The sequence below is a fragment of the Terriglobus aquaticus genome (assembly GCF_025685415.1).
Classification (GTDB): Bacteria; Acidobacteriota; Terriglobia; order Terriglobales; family Acidobacteriaceae; genus Terriglobus; species Terriglobus aquaticus.
Window position 1 is genome coordinate 595375 of the sequence record NZ_JAGSYB010000001.1, and the last position, 15229, is coordinate 610603.

Here is a 15229-nt window from a genome sequence, read left to right on the forward strand (position 1 = left end):
GGTCACCCCAATTGCACAATGCGTGGAGTACGCCAACACGCCCGACGATGCACAGGTAATCGCACATTTTACCTACTTCAACGCTGGCAGTGCGCCTGTGGCGTACCGTCCCGACGGGTCCAGTAACTACTTCCAACCACTCGACATTACGACTCAACCATTGACCTACTATCCAGGCTTTCACCCGGATGCTGTTCTGATCTCCGTGCCATTCGCAACGGCAGAGACGTGGCATCTGGGCACCAGCGAATCGACCGTCTATGCCCGGGGAGCAGCGAACTTCTCTGGTCCTATAACGCCGACGTGTCCTGTCCGCCTGATCCCTGCAGCGCTGCAGCTGACGCAGCCAGGGACCTACACCCACCGGTTTCTGGGGCAAGTAGAATCCGGGCCGCCCGCCGACGCTGCGAGTGTGCTGACCGAAGCAGCGATTCCTCCGGGCGGTGCCGGCGTATCGATCTCAAACCTTACTTATGTCGCGGGTGATTCTTCCAACCCGTCCCATTCTCTGAATCCGAACTCTCTGTACGGAGACGTAACCCTGACCACGGCACAGGCAGGCACAACTTACGTCAAGCTCCAGATGCACCTGAACGGCGCAATCGTTACCAAGGCTCTGTTGCCGGTGACAATACTCGCACCGATCGCACCTGCTTTGGCGCTGACGATTGTCGATCACCAGTTCGACGACGCCCCATTTACGCTTGCCGCGTCGTCCAACTCACCCGGCGCGATCACGTACAACATCGTCTCCGGGCCAGCAGCCGTGACCGGCAACGTGCTCACGCTCACTGGCGCCGGTCCGGTAACGGTTGCTGCGAACCAGGCTGCATCCGGAAGCTACGCCGCCGCGTCCAGCGCGGCTACCTTCCAGGTTCAGAAAGGTCCTGCTTCCATCAGCCTGTCTGGGTTGACCGAGCCATACACAGGGCGTGCTGTGAACCCCAACGCGAGCACCACTCCGGCAGGACTTACGGTGGCTTTCAACTATGCTGGATCCTCTTCGGCTCCAACGCAGCCCGGTTCGTATCCATTCACCGCCAGCGTTGTGGATGCCAATTACCAAGGCTCCATCTCGGCAGTGCTGGTGATCAGTCCTCCCGTCACCGGTACCGTTCAACTGGTCAGCCAGAACACGCTGCGCAGGGCCGCTGACGGATCGCTGCTGTTGACTGTGAGCCTGGTAAATAGCGGGACCGGAACGGCACAGAATGTAACCGTTACATCCCTGTCGGTCAACGGGATCTCAGGCTTGGTTCCAGTGTCTTTCGGCTCCATTCCACCGAAGGGCGGCTCCGCTTCCCAAACCTTTGTCTTTCCACCGCCGATTGGTGCCGCAGGAACGGTGGTGCCGGAAAAGATTACAGCAACTTACAGTGGCGGCACCTTTGTGACGACCGTCCGCGCCATTCTGCCTTAGTGAGGAATCGATGTTCAGAGGTATCTTGCTCATCCTGGTCGCCGTGTTCTGTAGCACTGCTGCACGCGCCGACTCGATATCATTCACCCTGCTTGCCCCTGACCAGGCGGCCAGCGTGGGACAAACTGTGACTTACATCGCAAACGTCTCGTTGGACAGTACAAGTTCGCCTTACTATCTCTACGCGCTGGCCGTGAACCTGAATGCACCCGACGGCTCGGATGTGACGCAACTCTTCCGACAAAACCAGGATGGCTTCTACAACAACTTCCCTTTCGAACTGGACCCAGGCACCAGCATCACCGATGTGCTGTTTACGTTAGAGTTGCCCGCCGGTTTGCCTGCAGGCACCTTTACCGGGACGGCGGCACTGCAAGGTGGTTCCGATCCCTCTTCCTCGGATATCCAGGTTTCTGACGCGTTCAGCCTCACGGTCGTGTCGGAAACCGCAGAACCTGGAAGCTTCCTATTTGCATGCACGGGCATGCTGCTGTTAGCTGCGCAATACTATCGGACCCGCCAGATCTAGATGCCTTGGTGTACTGCTGATTTACCCCCCGGCTGTGTCTGGAAACGGAGCCGTCGCAATGGCGGCTTCGTTTTCGTGCCCGTCGTTACGGCGGGGACTCGTTCAGTACGATCGACGCGTTGGAGGCCGCTCATCCTCGCCGGCGCCTATGGCAGCCGTAAGTTCCATAGATTGCTGTCAGTGTTCTGATCCAGGAAAGCCAAACGCTTACCATCTGCCGAGGGCACCGCCCAGGTGGAACGCTGGCTCGTGAGTATCCGTTTGGCATGGCCGTCCAGGTACAACTGCACAATCTCAAACCGGCCGGAAATGGTTGCGGCTGTTACAAAGAGGTCTGAGTGCGAGACGCCCCAGGTGACCGCTGCAAGCAACCGGTGCTCCTGGTTTGGAACTTCGACGATCTCTCCATGTTCCAGATCGATCACGTGCAGAGCCGAAGTGCCGGCGGCAGACGAAAGTAGCGCCAGGTATCTGCCGTCGGCAGAGACATCCCAGTCAGCGTTGCCCCAGCCTGATGCGTCCTGGAATACAGCGGCGCCAATCCCGCTCTCCGGATCAAGGCGGCTGTAGGTATGGTGCCCGTCTTGACCCAGCAGCTGCGCAATACAGGAGCCGCGAAGCAAAGGACAGCGAACCTGTAGCAGGTCGGGTCGATCACTCACAAGCGATGGTGAGCCGCCCGAATCGGGAGCCCGGTACAGGTGAGGGCGGCCGCTTTGACCCCAACGGCCAAAGAAGAGAATCCACCTGTCATCCGGAGTTTGCCTGGGCGAGACCTGGTTCATGTCGCTGATCATCACGGGATGGCCGTTGTGCTGATCAAGTTGCTGCCGGTAGATCTGCCAATGACCCTCTTTGAGAGATTCGTACAACACTGCCGAACCATCTCGAGACCAGGCATGGGGATACGAGACGTCCCCATCCTGGCTCAATGGATAGGTATTCTTCAGCACCCCACTCGCATCGTCCCAAGAGCCGACGTACACACCGACAGGGCCCTGCTGGGATAGGGTCACAATGATCTTTCCACTGCGGTCTGCGGTGAAGGCATAAATGTGGGGCTGGCCCGCAGCAAGACTCGCCAGGATTTCAGGAGTTCCCTTGAAATCTCCCGTCGCCGGATCGAGGTCGACTCGCCAGACCGTACTTGCCTCTTTTGAGTTCGCGAGCGCAGAGCGCGTGAACAGGACACTATTCGGTTCCACGGCAACGGCATTGGCGATGTACACATTGCTGCGGGTTGCAGTGATCGCGCCCGAGACAGGGTCGACAACGGTCAATGCTCCTTCCACGCGGGAAGCAAGCTCGTCTGCGCTCGGCAGCACATAGCTCGGTGAGGCCAGCTGCCTATGACTCTCCACAAGTAAATGCTTGTCATCGGCGGACCACAGAAGACTCGTAAAGGTACTAGCCTCGCGGCTACTCTGCAAGCGTCTTGGCTGCTCGCCGCTTGCGCTCGACACCCAAAGTTCACTGTTGTGCTTGCGAAGGAAGGCCAGGTAAGTACCGGACGCAGAGAGCGCACCTAACTGAGCATCGTCAACCAGCAGGTGCGACGGCTCACCCGTGAGTGAGATCTCCCAGATCTGCGCCGCGCCTGATTGCGCTGACTCTCCGCTGAGCAGCAGGTGCAGACCGTCAGGGAACCATGCCAGCGACTGCACCTCCCGTACCTCGGGCACTCTGAGGGTCTGCAGCTTTTCTGTGTCAAATGGGCGCACCTCGATCCCATCGGAGTCCGCGAACGCGAGCATGCGGCCGTCGCGGCTGACAGCTACGGCGGTGATCTGATTCTGTGAGGAGTGATCCGTCAGCCGCTGCAGCTTGAAAGCGGGCATCTGCGACTCGGGTCGATGCCGCAGATGTTGATGCCAAAGCAGCAACACTGCGCATGCAGAGCCGAGGCCCAGGGCGATCCACGCGGTGAGCTTTAGGTTGCGGCGGCTTGTAACCGGCTCATCCACCGCAGGCTGCACGTCGGGAGCATTCACTGCAACCTGCGTCTCCGCTGCATTCGGCAAACGCGTCACGGGTAGGGTGAATCGGTAGCCCCGCCTTGTGATTGTTTCGATCACCTGCTGCTCGCCATACTCGGCGGCAAGCAGCTTCCGCAGAACAAAGATGTTCTGGGTTAGGTTGGCTTCGTCCACAAAGCAATCAGGCCAGACAACAGCCATCAACTCGGCCTTGCTGACAACCTTGCCAGCACGCTCGACCAGTGCGAGAAGGGTGCTGAGCACTTTCGGGGAGGCGGCCACACGCTGCGACCGGCGGTTCAACTCCGGGCCGTTCGCTAATAGCTCAAAGGGGCCAAATGCAAAGCCTTCCGGGCGCTCCACGAAGAGGAGGATACCATCGGCTCGACAGGATCAATCGGCGGCCGCGAGAGATCTAAGCCGCGCAGGGGGTCGTGGCGGGTGGAGCAGCGTGCGATCTACACGGACTTTCGTATACCAGAAAAGTCTGCAGAGTCAAATGGGCTTTCCGGGTGCTCTTCACATTTTTGGCGCTGCCCTTGTATCCAGCAACGGCAGACTCAGTTCCACGAGGCATCCTGACCCGTCGTCGCGATTCCGTAAACGAATGGAGCCCTGGTGTGCCGCGACGATTTGCTGGCAAAGCGTGAGCCCGATGCCAGTGCCCTCAGGCTTGGTGGTGTAGAAGGGCACAAACAGGTTCGCGGGATTTGCGAGCCCTGGGCCGTTGTCGCGAATCTGTATCGCAACATCGCCGTTGAGCGCTGTCCATGACACTTCGATAAGAGGTGATCCGTGTTCCAGCGTGGGGTCTCCTGCGGCTTCGGCGGCATTCTTGAAGAGGTTGATCAGTAGTTGCTGAATCTGGTCCGGGTCGGCTTGAATGTACAGATCAGGGGAAGGCCGCACCTGGATCGCAAGCCGCCGTTCCAGCAGCGCGCTCCTTTCCACGATGGCAGCGATGGAGACGGTCTGCATGCGCGGCGACGGCAACCGCGATAGCTGCTGGTAGCCCTGCAGAAAGCGATTGAGGGATTCCGCGCGATCTTCGATCATGGCCAGACCGCGGCGCAGGTCATGCAGATCCTGCGAAGTGTGCGTAACCGAATCCAGCTTGAGAGGGCGCGAGCGCAACATGCTCGCTACGGACTTGATCGGCGTAAGAGAGTTGTTGATCTCGTGACTGAGAACGCGGATGAGACGTTGCCATGCGGAGCGCTCCTCCTCCCGGAGAGCCGCGGCGACGTCGCTTAGAACGACGAGCACGTGCGGCACGCCGTGAAGGCGGAACATGGTGCGGCGAACCGACCATCGGGACATAGAGCCGCCGGCAGAGAACTGATTGGATCCGCTTTTCTGACCAGGCTGGCCCCGTTCGGCGGGCTGCCGGTGGTGCTCGCGATTGCGCTCTGGCGTGATGACGCTTTGATCGCGCGCCTGCAAGAGGTCGGACAGGATTAGTTGCTCGGCAGTTCTACCTAAAGCGCTCGATGCGGAGAGTTGAAACACATCCTCTGCGGCGGCATTGAGCAACCGAAGCCGCTGATGCTCATCGAAGGCGAGAACGGGCGACGGCATGGATCCGATAACGCGGTCGGCTAGCGTGATCGCGTCCATGGCGGCGTTGCGATGCAATTGCATGGCGCTCGCGAGCGTGTTGATCTCCAGGGCAAGGTCGCCTAGCGAGTCGCCGCGGATCGCCCCACGCGCGCGAAAGCTGAAGTCTTCGTCGCGCAATGCGGCCACGATGTTCGAGAGAGTTTGCAGAGGCCGAATGACGGTCTCGAAAAACGCGCTGGTGACCACCTGCCATACGAGGGCGGTTACCAGCAGGTACAGCGCAGACCAGCCGACGGGGATCTCGTACAGACGGCAGCACCAGAACACCAGAGCGAAGCAAGGCAGAGAAAGAGCCCAGCGCCACAGGTGGAGCCTGCGTTCGAAGCTGAGGCGACGCGCGGAGCGCCCTAAAGGCAGGCGTTTGCGCGAAGGATTGCTGCGTGGCGGATCGGAAGCGGGCCGGCTAGAGCCCATGCTTCTCCATGCGACGGTACAGCGCCCCACGGCTCAGGCCGAGTGCGTCTGCGGCATGACTCACGTTGCCGCCAGCGCGAGCCAGCGCCTTGCGGACGAGAACGGCCTCGACTGCTTCCAAGCTCAGATCATCAAGGTTTGTTGAGGCGGCACGTGCACCGGTCTGCAGGCCTAGGTCGGCGCTGCCGATGCTGTCGCCCGAGCACAGCAGCACCGCGCGCTCCATGGTGTGATCCAACTCGCGGACATTGCCGGGCCAGCCGTACTGCAGCATCTGTTGCAGCGCTGAAGGTTCAAAGCCGTGAAGAGCGCGACGATACCGCGTGGCATAGCGAGCGAGGAAGTGCGCGGCGAGGACGGGAATGTCCTCCCGGCGTTCGCGCAGCGGTGGCAAGTGAATCTCCACAGTGTTTAGCCGAAAAAACAGATCTTCGCGGAAGTTGCCCTTAGATGCTTCTGCACGCAGATCCGCGTTGGTGGCCGATAGCATGCGAACATCAACGCTGCGCGTGGTGGACGAGCCGACGCGCTCCATCTCGCCAGTTTCCAACACACGTAGCAGCTTGCTTTGCTGGCGAAGCGGAATATTGGCGATCTCGTCGAGAAAGAGCGTGCCACCGTTTGCCAATTCGAAGCGGCCGATGCGGTCCGCGCGAGCGTCGGTGAACGCGCCTTTTACGTGGCCGAACAGCTCGCTTTCAAAGGTCCCTTCAGGCAGCGCTCCTGTGTTGACCGCCACCAGGGTGCGGTGCGCACGGTGTGACAAGCGGTGTAGCGTTTGCGCCACCACCTCTTTGCCGGTGCCGTGCTCACCTGTGATGAGTACGTTCGCGTCCGAGGGCCCGATGCGCCGCACCAGATTGAGCACCGGGCGCATGGAGGGCGCGCTCGCGATGAACTCTGGTGCGCCTTCCGCGCGCAACATATCGTTCTCGGCTTCCAGCAGCAGCGTGCGGCGATGCGCACGGTAGAGCTCAACCTGTGCTTTGACCACGGAAAGAAGCCGAGCGTTCTCCCATGGTTTCTGCACGAAGTCGTTCGCGCCCAAGTGCATCGCTTCCACGGCGAGGTCCACGTTGGCGTACGCGGTCATAACGATGACGGGCAGTCGATCGAAACTTTGCCGGACCTGCTGCAGCAGCTGCAGGCCTTCGGTGCCGCTGGTTGTGTCGCGCGTGTAGTTCAGGTCGATGAGAAGCGCATCGTACTCGTTCTGCTGCAACAAATCGAGTACCAGCCCAGGCGTGCGCGCCGTCTCGATCTGGAAGCCCTCCGGCCGTAACAGCAGGGTCAGCGCCTCCAAGATGAAAGGCTGATCGTCTGCAATGAGCAGACGCGGACCGGGCGCCGCGGCTGCGTTGCGGGATGGAGCAGATTCGGTAAACGAGGGTAAAGCCATATGCGATTTCAGGGCTGTGGCTGCGCCGGACTTGCTTGCGCGCCAGTTCGAGGTGACGCATCGGGTGCACGTTGCGAGACGGATGCAGGTTGCACACCGCTTCGGGCCGATTCTACCGAAACGTGGTTCTCCGCGAGTGTAGTACCGATGGCACGCTGCAATTCCACCCGCGCCTTCTGGTAGGCGGTTCGCGCCGCAACCAACAGGCTTTCGGCTGTGGCAAGCGCTTGACGGGACTGGAGCGTGTCGAGCGCAGAGCCGGCGCCGAGCTGTTGTTCCTTGCCCATGATGTCGAACGTCTGTGCGGCGATGTCCCGGGCTTTTGCCGCGGCCGTCACCCGAGCGGCAGCCTGCGCCAGGGCGTATTGCGCATTGCGGACCTCGATACGAATCTGCTTGCGCTGCTGCTGAAGCAGGATTTCGGCTTGACGGGTCTCCAGCTCAGACCGATATTGATCGCTCTTGGCCTGGCGATTGCGGATCGGGATGTCCAGGTTGAGTCCGACGAAGTAATTGGGCGCGCTATTGTTGAAGGCGTTTTCGACGGAGCTCCCGAAGCCTACAGGCGACGTCGATGTGATGCCTGCTGCCGGATTCGACACGCCGGCCAAGCCTAGCCCGCCGTAGTTGGCCACCAGATTGAGAGATGGCAACAGGTTGTTATTCACAGCCTTGCGGCTGATGTCGCGGTTGTGCAGGTTTGTGGAACTGATGCGGAGCTCAATACGACGCTCAAGAGCGCTGTTGATCGCTTCCTGCGTAGGCTCCGCCATCTCCGGCACGCTCGCACTGCTCACACTGCTCAAATCGGTCGGCCGCACCGGCATGGACTCCAGGATAGGATCATCCAGGTTCTTGGTCAGCGCGTTCTTCATCAACAGTTCCTGGAACTGCAGCGTGGATTTAGCAATGGTTAGATCACCTTCGGCTCTGGCGACTTCACCTTCGTCCTTCGTTACATCAAGGCCGGGTATGGCTTGCAACTGTAACTGCTGACGGGCTGAGGTGAGAGTACTGTTGGCGAAGTCGAGTGAGCGTTCCTTCACTTGTTCGTCTTCGTAAGCCGCAACCAAGTCCCAATATAGATTGGCTGTTTGCGTCACGGTGCTGATCACCTGAAGTTCAAACGCTTCGTCGGAAATCAGCTTGTTGTTGCGTGCGATGCGAAGGTAGCGAAGATTCGGACCTAGTCCAGAACCGGCGAGCAGCGGCTGTTGGATCTGAACCTGGTACTGCGAGTTGAGTTGAGGATTCAGGAAGGTATAAATGCTGTTGGTGGTCTGACGATTGGCATTGAAGCTGAACTGCACCGATGTGCCCGTTGCGAAAGCCTGGTTGTACCCGAAGCTGCCGGCCCAGGCGTTGGAACGCAAGGTGGGTACGCCATTCACAGCGAGGTTTGAGAGCGGCTCAGTGGAGTGCTGGAGGCCGATCTGTCCGGTGATGATGGGGTCATAGGAGTTGACCGCGGTTCCTGTGCCCAGCGTAGACTGCACCAGGCCTGACGCGCCGGTGCCTGCACCGCCGGCACCTCCGCTGGTGCCGCCTGCTCCAGCACCCGCACCCGCTGAGCCAAAGGCGCCAACGCCTCCGCCGCCAGGCGTGTTCTGCACTACGCCTGTATTTACACCACGCGTAATGCCACCAGCCTTGGTCCGTTGGATGTCGGCCTCGGCGATCGGGATGTTGTAGCGCGCGATCGCCAGATCCAGGTTGTTCTCCAAGGCGAGCACGATGGCATCGGACAGAGAGATCTCCAGGACACCGTTGTGAACCAGCGCGTCCAGCCGAGGCGAGTTGGCGAGGTTTGCGGGTGGGACCGCGGTCGGCAAATATGCACGGAAGGGATTTCGCTCGTGTGGGATAGTGAGCGGAACCGACGTCGGCAGGGCGAGTCGTGGCTGAGGAGCAGCGGGCGGCTGCTGCCCGGTCTGCGGCTGCACAGCCGCTTGCGCAGCAGCAACGCCGGCGGGCAAGGGAAGTACAAACAGAGCAAGCAGGCTCATCAGGCGTTGTGAGGTGGTTCCGATCATGCTGCGTATGCTCCTGCCCGCGCAGATGGCGCAGCATCGTTGATCTTCCGATCCTCGGTGATCCAGCCATCGCGCATTTCAATGACGCGAGCGCCGTAAGCGGCGTTGGCGTCGGAGTGCGACACCTGAAGGATCGTCGTGCCCGCGGCGTTCAAGGTTTGAAATAATCGCATGATCTCAGCCGCTTGTGCGGAGTGCAGATTACCGGTGGGTTCATCCGCCAGCAGGAGCGATGGATTGTGGATGACGGCGCGTGCGATACCGACGACCTGCTGCTGGCCCCCGGAGAGCTGCGACGGGTACAGATCTTTCTTCCCGACGATGCCGAAGCGATCCAGGGCGTCGGCGACCAACGCCTGCCGTTCGCTGCGCGGCATGTTCTTGTACGAAAGCGGAAGGTCAATGTTTTCGGCGACGGTGAGATCGTCAAGCAAGTGATAGCTTTGGAAAACCATTCCAATTTTGCGGCGAGCCACGTCGGCTCGTTGCTTGCGCGACATCGTGTGGACGGCTTCTCCGTCCAGCAGGTACTCGCCGCTCCAGCCATCGTCCAGCAGCGCGAGCGTATTCAGCAGGCTCGACTTGCCTGCGCCGCTGGGACCCATGACGGTCACAAACTCACCGGGTTGGATCGTCAGGTTGATCCGGCGCAGCACGAACGTCTGTTCGTGACCCGTTTTGTACGATCGCTCTACGTCGCTTAGCACAATCATTGACTACTCCGTGCGAAGTGCGGTGTTGGGGTGAACGGAAGCAGCGCGACGCGCTGGCAGAAGTGCTGCGACGAAGCTGACCAGAGCGATCAGCAGTACGGCCACCAGCGCGCTTAGGGGATCGGTTGCGGATACTCCATAGAGCTGGCTGCGTAGGCTGCGCGCTGCGAGCAGGGCAATCGGCACTGCAACCGCGATTCCCGCGCATGCGAGCCAGGCGACGTCCAGCAGGACAAGCCGAGCGACCATGGATCGGGTTGAGCCTAGGGCCATGCGTATGCCGATTTCCCGCGTGCGCTGCGACACAGAAAAGGCGAGAACGCCATAAAGGCCGACTCCGGCGAGCAGCGTTGCCAGCACACTAAACGCGATGGCAAGCAGTTCGATCATGCGCTCATTGCTGAGTTCCGAGTCGATCTGTTGGTCCATGTCCCAGAAGTCCACAAGCGCGAGTCCCGGGTTCAGATCGTGCATGGTGGCTCGCGCGGCCTGCGCTGTCTGCAATGGAGCGGTCGTGGTTCGCAGGTACATCGTGATCTCCGAGGTCTTCGGTGCCTGCTTCAGCGGCATGTAGAAACTGATCTTTGCCGCATCGCGCGGGCCAGTGTGACGGAGATCCCGCGACACCCCCACGATCTGTCTCCATTGCACGTTCTTGCCACCGCCGCGCGCCATCAGCCTGCCGATTGCTGCTGCTGCAGAGCCGTAATAGTGCCGCGCGAAGCTCTCGTTCACAATGGCTACCAACGGGTGCTGCAAGTCGTCTGTCGGGGTAAAGTCCCGGCCCGCGATCATTGGCACGCGCATCGTAGACAGGTATCCCGCCGACACTGCAGCGTAGCCCACGTCAAGATCTTCGTCCGGTGGTGGCGTATAGCCCTGAACGGTCACGTTGGTGCCCCGATCGGAGTTTGCAAGTTCCGCGTTATCGGTTGCGGCCACACCCGTGACTCCGGGCAGGGCAGCAAGCCGCTGGAGCATCTGATCGAACAGAGCAGGTGTAGTCTCCTGCGCAATCCCTGCCATCTGCGGCACAGTCGTAAAGGTAAGCAGATGCGAAGTGTCGAAGCCAACGTCCGCATGCCGCAGGTTTCGGAGGGTCTGTGTAAACAGACCGGCGCCCATCAGCAAGAGAACGCTTAAGCCAATCTGCAAACCGACCACGACGCGCCTGAAACCTACTCGTGCAGCACTGCTCGTCCCGGCCTGCTGCTTAAGCGCGCTGATCATGTCAGGCCGCAGCAACTGCAGTGCCGGCGCAATGCTGAATACACCGCTGACTAGAATCGCATTGACGAAACTGAAGGCGAGCAATCGCGCGTCTACATTGGAACTGAAGTAGGTGACGTCGCCAGCGTCGACCAACCGGCGCGCGATGCCATGCATGGCGGCGGGTGCCAACAGAACTCCCGCAAGCGCGCCCGCCAATCCCAGCACCAAGCCCTCGAGCAGCAGTTGCAAGATGACGCGTTTGGCCGTGGCGCCCAGGGCGTAGCGCAAGGCGAACTCGCGGACGCGCCCGCTTGATCGCACCAGCAGCAGGCTGGCAACATTCACCGATGCGATCAGGAGTACCAGGAACGCCATACCCATGACGACCAGCAGCGGAGTCTGCAGGCTTTCGCGGCGATACGACAGGCCACGCGCGCCGGGCAACACTCTCAATCGACTATTGGTTAGGAATTCGCTTACAAAGCGGGGTGAGCGATTGCCAAGCGCTTTTAGTTCGTCCGCGCGCAGGCTGTGCCAGAGAGGAGCTAGCTGTGCCTCCGCTTGTGGCTGAGTAACGCCCTGCTGCAAGCGGCCGATGATGTTGAGCCACTTGGAGCGATGATCGGTCAGTGCGGTCAGGCGACGCGCGTCTACCTGCGGCAGCAACGCCATGGGCGCGAACACGGCAGGCGTTTGTCCCCAAACCGCACTTTGGAAATTCGGAGCGGCGACGCCGATGATCTGTACCGGTACACCGTTCAACTCGACCGTTTCGTTGACCACGGCAGGATCGGCGCCCAGTTTGTCGTGCCAATAGCTGTAACTCAGCACCGCAACCTGGTGATTGCCGCCTACGGTGTCGTCGGTGGGTGTGAGCATCCGGCCCAAGGCAGCGCCTGTACCCAGAAGTGAGAAGTAATTTCCGCTCACAAATTCTGCATCGACTGCATCTGACTGGCCGCGCCGGATCAGTCCGATGGCATTGGTGGTGGTTGCTGCAAGCCCCTGAAAGACAGTGGAGTGGTCGCGGAGATCGCCATACATGGGATAGCTGAAGTATGACTCCGGGTCCCCTCCGTGGCTGCTGGCACTCCCCTCCCAGGCTTTGCCCGTGCCTTCCAGGATGACGAGTTGTTGCGGGTCGCGCACCGGGAGTGAGCGCAACAATGCCTGATCCAGCAACGAGAAGATCGCGCTATTTGCACCCACGCCAAGAGCCAGCGTGAGAACCGCCGTGATCGCGAATCCCGGCGATCGCCGCAACTGGCGCAATGCGTAGCGAAGATCCTGCATAAGCTGATGCATCCTGTTTCCTCCTGTCTTTAAGGTGCTTACTCGCTCCGCAACGCTTGCATGGGCTGGATGGCCGCGGCTCGGCGTGCCGGGATGGCACTGGCCAGGAACGCTGCGCAGAGCAGGGCAGCGCAACTGGCGAGCACAGGCAGGAGATTCCATCCCGCCAAGCCGTACAGTTGCGAACGCAAGAGGTACCCTGCTACGAAGGCAGCCGGAATCCCAATCAGAAGGCCGATGCCGGTTTGGACCAAGGACGATCGAAGAATCATCTGAAGGATGCCGGATCGATCGGCACCGAGCGCCATGCGGATGCCGATCTCGTGCCTGCGGCGGCCAACGGAGTACGCTGTGACGCCGTAGATTCCAAGCGCTGCCAGGACCAACGCGATGCAACCGAAGATCGTGGTCAGTCGGACTACCAGTTGCTGCGTTGTGAAGTAGTTGCTGACCTGCTCGTCATAGGTGGTCAGCCGGGTCACTGCGATATCGGGGTTGATGGCCTGCAGAGTGCGACGAACGGTGTTGGCCGCAGCGGTAGGGTCGCCGTCATAGCGGAAGATCAGGTTGCCGGCGAAGTGATAGAAGTGCTCCCCGCTTTCTGCCTGCGCCAGTACGGCCGGACTCGCATGCAGACCCGAGAGGTCCAGGCTCTGCGCTATCGGTGTAAACCACATGGGGCGCGTTGGTTCGGTAGGATCGCCATACTTGCTGTCGTCGACGACGCCGACGATGGTGAAGGCACTTGGCAGAAGCGAGTCAGGACCAAAGACTTCACCCAGCGGCTGCTTGCCTTTCATGAAGCGATCGACGAACTTCTGGTTCACGATCGCGACGCGAGGGGCTGCATTGGTATCGCGATCGGTGAACACGCGGCCACGCAGCAGGCGAGTGCCGACCGTGTCAAAGAACATCGGACTGACTGCGGTATAGCTGGCGTTCATGTGTGCGTTCGGATCGCTGCCCGGGAAGGCAATGTCTCCGCCCCAGTTGTTGAACGCCATGGGGCTGTAGGTGGCGTAAGCAAAGCCGTGCAGGCCGGGCACACCGCTGAACTGTTGCTCCATGCGGCGATACAGACCTTCTAACTGCTCGAACCGGTAACCTGCAGCTTGCAGGTCGACAAAGGCGATCAGCCGCCCGTGCGGCTCAAACCGGAAGTCCTGGTGCTGCAGGTTGCGGAGGCTGCCGATCAGAAGACCGGCGGTGCTGAGCAGGGCAACCGAAAGTGCGGCCTGCAGGATGATGAGGATGCGCTGCGGCCGTGCACTCGCATCGGTGGTGCTGCGATTCGCCCCACGAAGGGCGTCAGCAGGGTTGGAGTCGGTCACGATCCACGCGGGCGCGATTCCGAATGCGACGCCAGTGAGCAGCGATATAGCAAAGGCGAACGCAAGCACCGGCAGGGACGGGGAAGCGCTGAGTGGGCTCACGGTGACGTCCTTCATCGCAAGTGCGAGGATGCCTTTGACACCGCCGTATGCAACGGCAAGCGCGACGACACCTCCCAAGATTGAAAGCACAACGGATTCGGTGAGCATCTCGCGCACCATTCGCCAGCGGGGCGCTCCCAACGCGGCACGGACGTTCAGTTCCTGCGATCGGGCCATGCCGCGCACCAGCATGAGGTTGGCCAGGTTGGCACAGGTGATTAGCAGGACGAAGCCCGCAATCGCGGAGAGCAGGACCAGGCTCTTTTGGTACTGATCGCGAAGGTTGTTGATGCCTGTATCTGCTGACGTCAAGTGCGTGGTCTGCTTCTCAACGACTGCGTCGGGTGTGTGGTCCGTCGGCTCCTTATGCGTGCGCAGCCATCGCACCAACTCCACCTGGAGCGCGCGTTCCACCACAGGCACTTGCGACCTCGCAGGGATGCGGACGAGCAGGTCCAGCCAATGAGAGCCCGGCGTGTTCAACAGCTTGCGCTCGGGCTCCAGCAAAGGCTCCTGCGACAAGGGAAGCCAGACGCCCGCGGGATCACCATCATTGCGTTCGCCGAGGAAGTTGGCAGCACCCACGCCGACGACGGTGACCGGAGTTCCGCTGAGCAATAACGTGGACCCGACGAGCCGTGGATCGGCATGGAATCGGCTCTGCCAAACGGCATAGCTGAGCACGGCAACGGGCGCCGCGCCAGTGCGGTCGTCTTCCGGACGCAACAGGCGGCCCATGTACGGCTTCACGCCGAGCACATCGAAGTAGTTGCCAGAGATGACGCGTACGTCCAGCGGCTGCGATGCTCCTTCACCTTCTCGCCGCGCACTCAGGGTTGTGGTGCCGGCCTGGACAGCTGCGATGCCGTCAGTGTTGGGCGTCTGATCGCGCAAGGTCCGATACAGATCGGCCCCGAACAGATTCCACTCGGTCTGCATACCGCCTGTGACACAGCAGTTGATGTCCTTGCCGATCTTGTAGAGCTGCTCCGGGTGCTGCACCGGTAGAGTCCGAAGGATCACCTGGTACAGAAGCGTGAAGATCGCGGTGGTGGCGCCGATGCCGATCGCTAGCGTGAGCACCGCAGTCGCGGCAAAGCCCGGCGAAAGGCGCAGCCTGCGCAAGCTGTATTGCAGATCCTGACGAAGTGTTTCCATGATGCTGATCCTTCCTGGTGATGCCGCCG

The 15229-nt window shown here is 60.7% G+C and carries 9 protein-coding genes; 2 read left to right on the forward strand and 7 right to left on the reverse strand.

The window, feature by feature from the left end; translation table 11 throughout:
- Positions 1-22 precede the first annotated feature (22 nt).
- Both OHL12_RS02605 and OHL12_RS02610 read left to right on the forward strand, forming a co-directional pair.
- Positions 23-1420 (forward strand): MBG domain-containing protein, encoded by a 1398-nt coding sequence (locus tag OHL12_RS02605; RefSeq protein ID WP_263412284.1) that lies wholly within the window; start codon positions 23-25, stop codon positions 1418-1420.
- Positions 1421-1430: 10 nt separating this feature from the next.
- The gene (locus OHL12_RS02610) at positions 1431-1949 is read left to right on the forward strand and encodes a hypothetical protein (protein ID WP_263412285.1); all 519 of its coding nucleotides are present in this window, start codon (positions 1431-1433) and stop codon (positions 1947-1949) included.
- Between the two features lie 146 nt (positions 1950-2095).
- Here OHL12_RS02610 and OHL12_RS02615 read toward each other — a convergent pair whose 3' ends face one another.
- The 7 genes from OHL12_RS02615 to OHL12_RS02645 all read right to left on the reverse strand — a co-directional run bounded on the left by OHL12_RS02615 (position 2096) and on the right by OHL12_RS02645 (position 15200).
- Positions 2096-4288: a winged helix-turn-helix domain-containing protein gene (locus OHL12_RS02615; protein WP_263412286.1), complete on the reverse strand. Its 2193-nt coding sequence runs from the start codon at positions 4286-4288 to the stop codon at positions 2096-2098.
- 156 nt (positions 4289-4444) lie between these two features.
- On the reverse strand, positions 4445-5959 hold the full coding sequence (locus tag OHL12_RS02620; protein WP_263412287.1) for a sensor histidine kinase: 1515 nt from the start codon (positions 5957-5959) through the stop codon (positions 4445-4447).
- The gene (locus OHL12_RS02625) at positions 5949-7358 is read right to left on the reverse strand and encodes a sigma-54-dependent transcriptional regulator (RefSeq protein ID WP_263412288.1); all 1410 of its coding nucleotides are present in this window, start codon (positions 7356-7358) and stop codon (positions 5949-5951) included. The genes OHL12_RS02620 and OHL12_RS02625 overlap by 11 nt, the downstream gene beginning before the upstream one ends.
- 8 nt (positions 7359-7366) lie before the next feature.
- Complete coding sequence (locus OHL12_RS02630) at positions 7367-9391, reverse strand: TolC family protein (protein WP_263412289.1); 2025 nt, start codon at positions 9389-9391, stop codon at positions 7367-7369.
- On the reverse strand, positions 9388-10104 hold the full coding sequence (locus OHL12_RS02635) for an ABC transporter ATP-binding protein (RefSeq protein ID WP_263412290.1): 717 nt from the start codon (positions 10102-10104) through the stop codon (positions 9388-9390). The genes OHL12_RS02630 and OHL12_RS02635 overlap by 4 nt, the downstream gene beginning before the upstream one ends.
- 3 nt (positions 10105-10107) lie before the next feature.
- Positions 10108-12621 carry an ABC transporter permease gene (locus tag OHL12_RS02640; protein ID WP_263412291.1) on the reverse strand — a complete coding sequence of 838 codons (2514 nt, stop codon included), beginning with the start codon at positions 12619-12621 and terminating at the stop codon, positions 10108-10110.
- A gap of 26 nt (positions 12622-12647) precedes the next feature.
- Entirely contained in the window at positions 12648-15200 is a 2553-nt protein-coding gene (locus OHL12_RS02645) for an ABC transporter permease (RefSeq protein ID WP_263412292.1), read from the reverse strand.
- Positions 15201-15229: the final 29 nt, after the last annotated feature.

Excerpts from the sequence above, each read along its gene's own strand:
- OHL12_RS02625 (WP_263412288.1), bottom strand. The coding sequence starts at position 7,358 with ATGGCTTTACCCTCGTTTACCGAATCTGCTCCATCCCGCAACGCAGCC.
- OHL12_RS02640 (WP_263412291.1), bottom strand. The coding sequence starts at position 12,621 with ATGCATCAGCTTATGCAGGATCTTCGCTACGCATTGCGCCAGTTGCGG.
- OHL12_RS02630 (WP_263412289.1), bottom strand. The coding sequence starts at position 9,391 with ATGATCGGAACCACCTCACAACGCCTGATGAGCCTGCTTGCTCTGTTT.
- OHL12_RS02645 (WP_263412292.1), bottom strand. The coding sequence starts at position 15,200 with ATGGAAACACTTCGTCAGGATCTGCAATACAGCTTGCGCAGGCTGCGC.
- OHL12_RS02610 (WP_263412285.1), top strand. The coding sequence starts at position 1,431 with ATGTTCAGAGGTATCTTGCTCATCCTGGTCGCCGTGTTCTGTAGCACT.
- OHL12_RS02635 (WP_263412290.1), bottom strand. The coding sequence starts at position 10,104 with ATGATTGTGCTAAGCGACGTAGAGCGATCGTACAAAACGGGTCACGAA.
- OHL12_RS02620 (WP_263412287.1), bottom strand. The coding sequence starts at position 5,959 with ATGGGCTCTAGCCGGCCCGCTTCCGATCCGCCACGCAGCAATCCTTCG.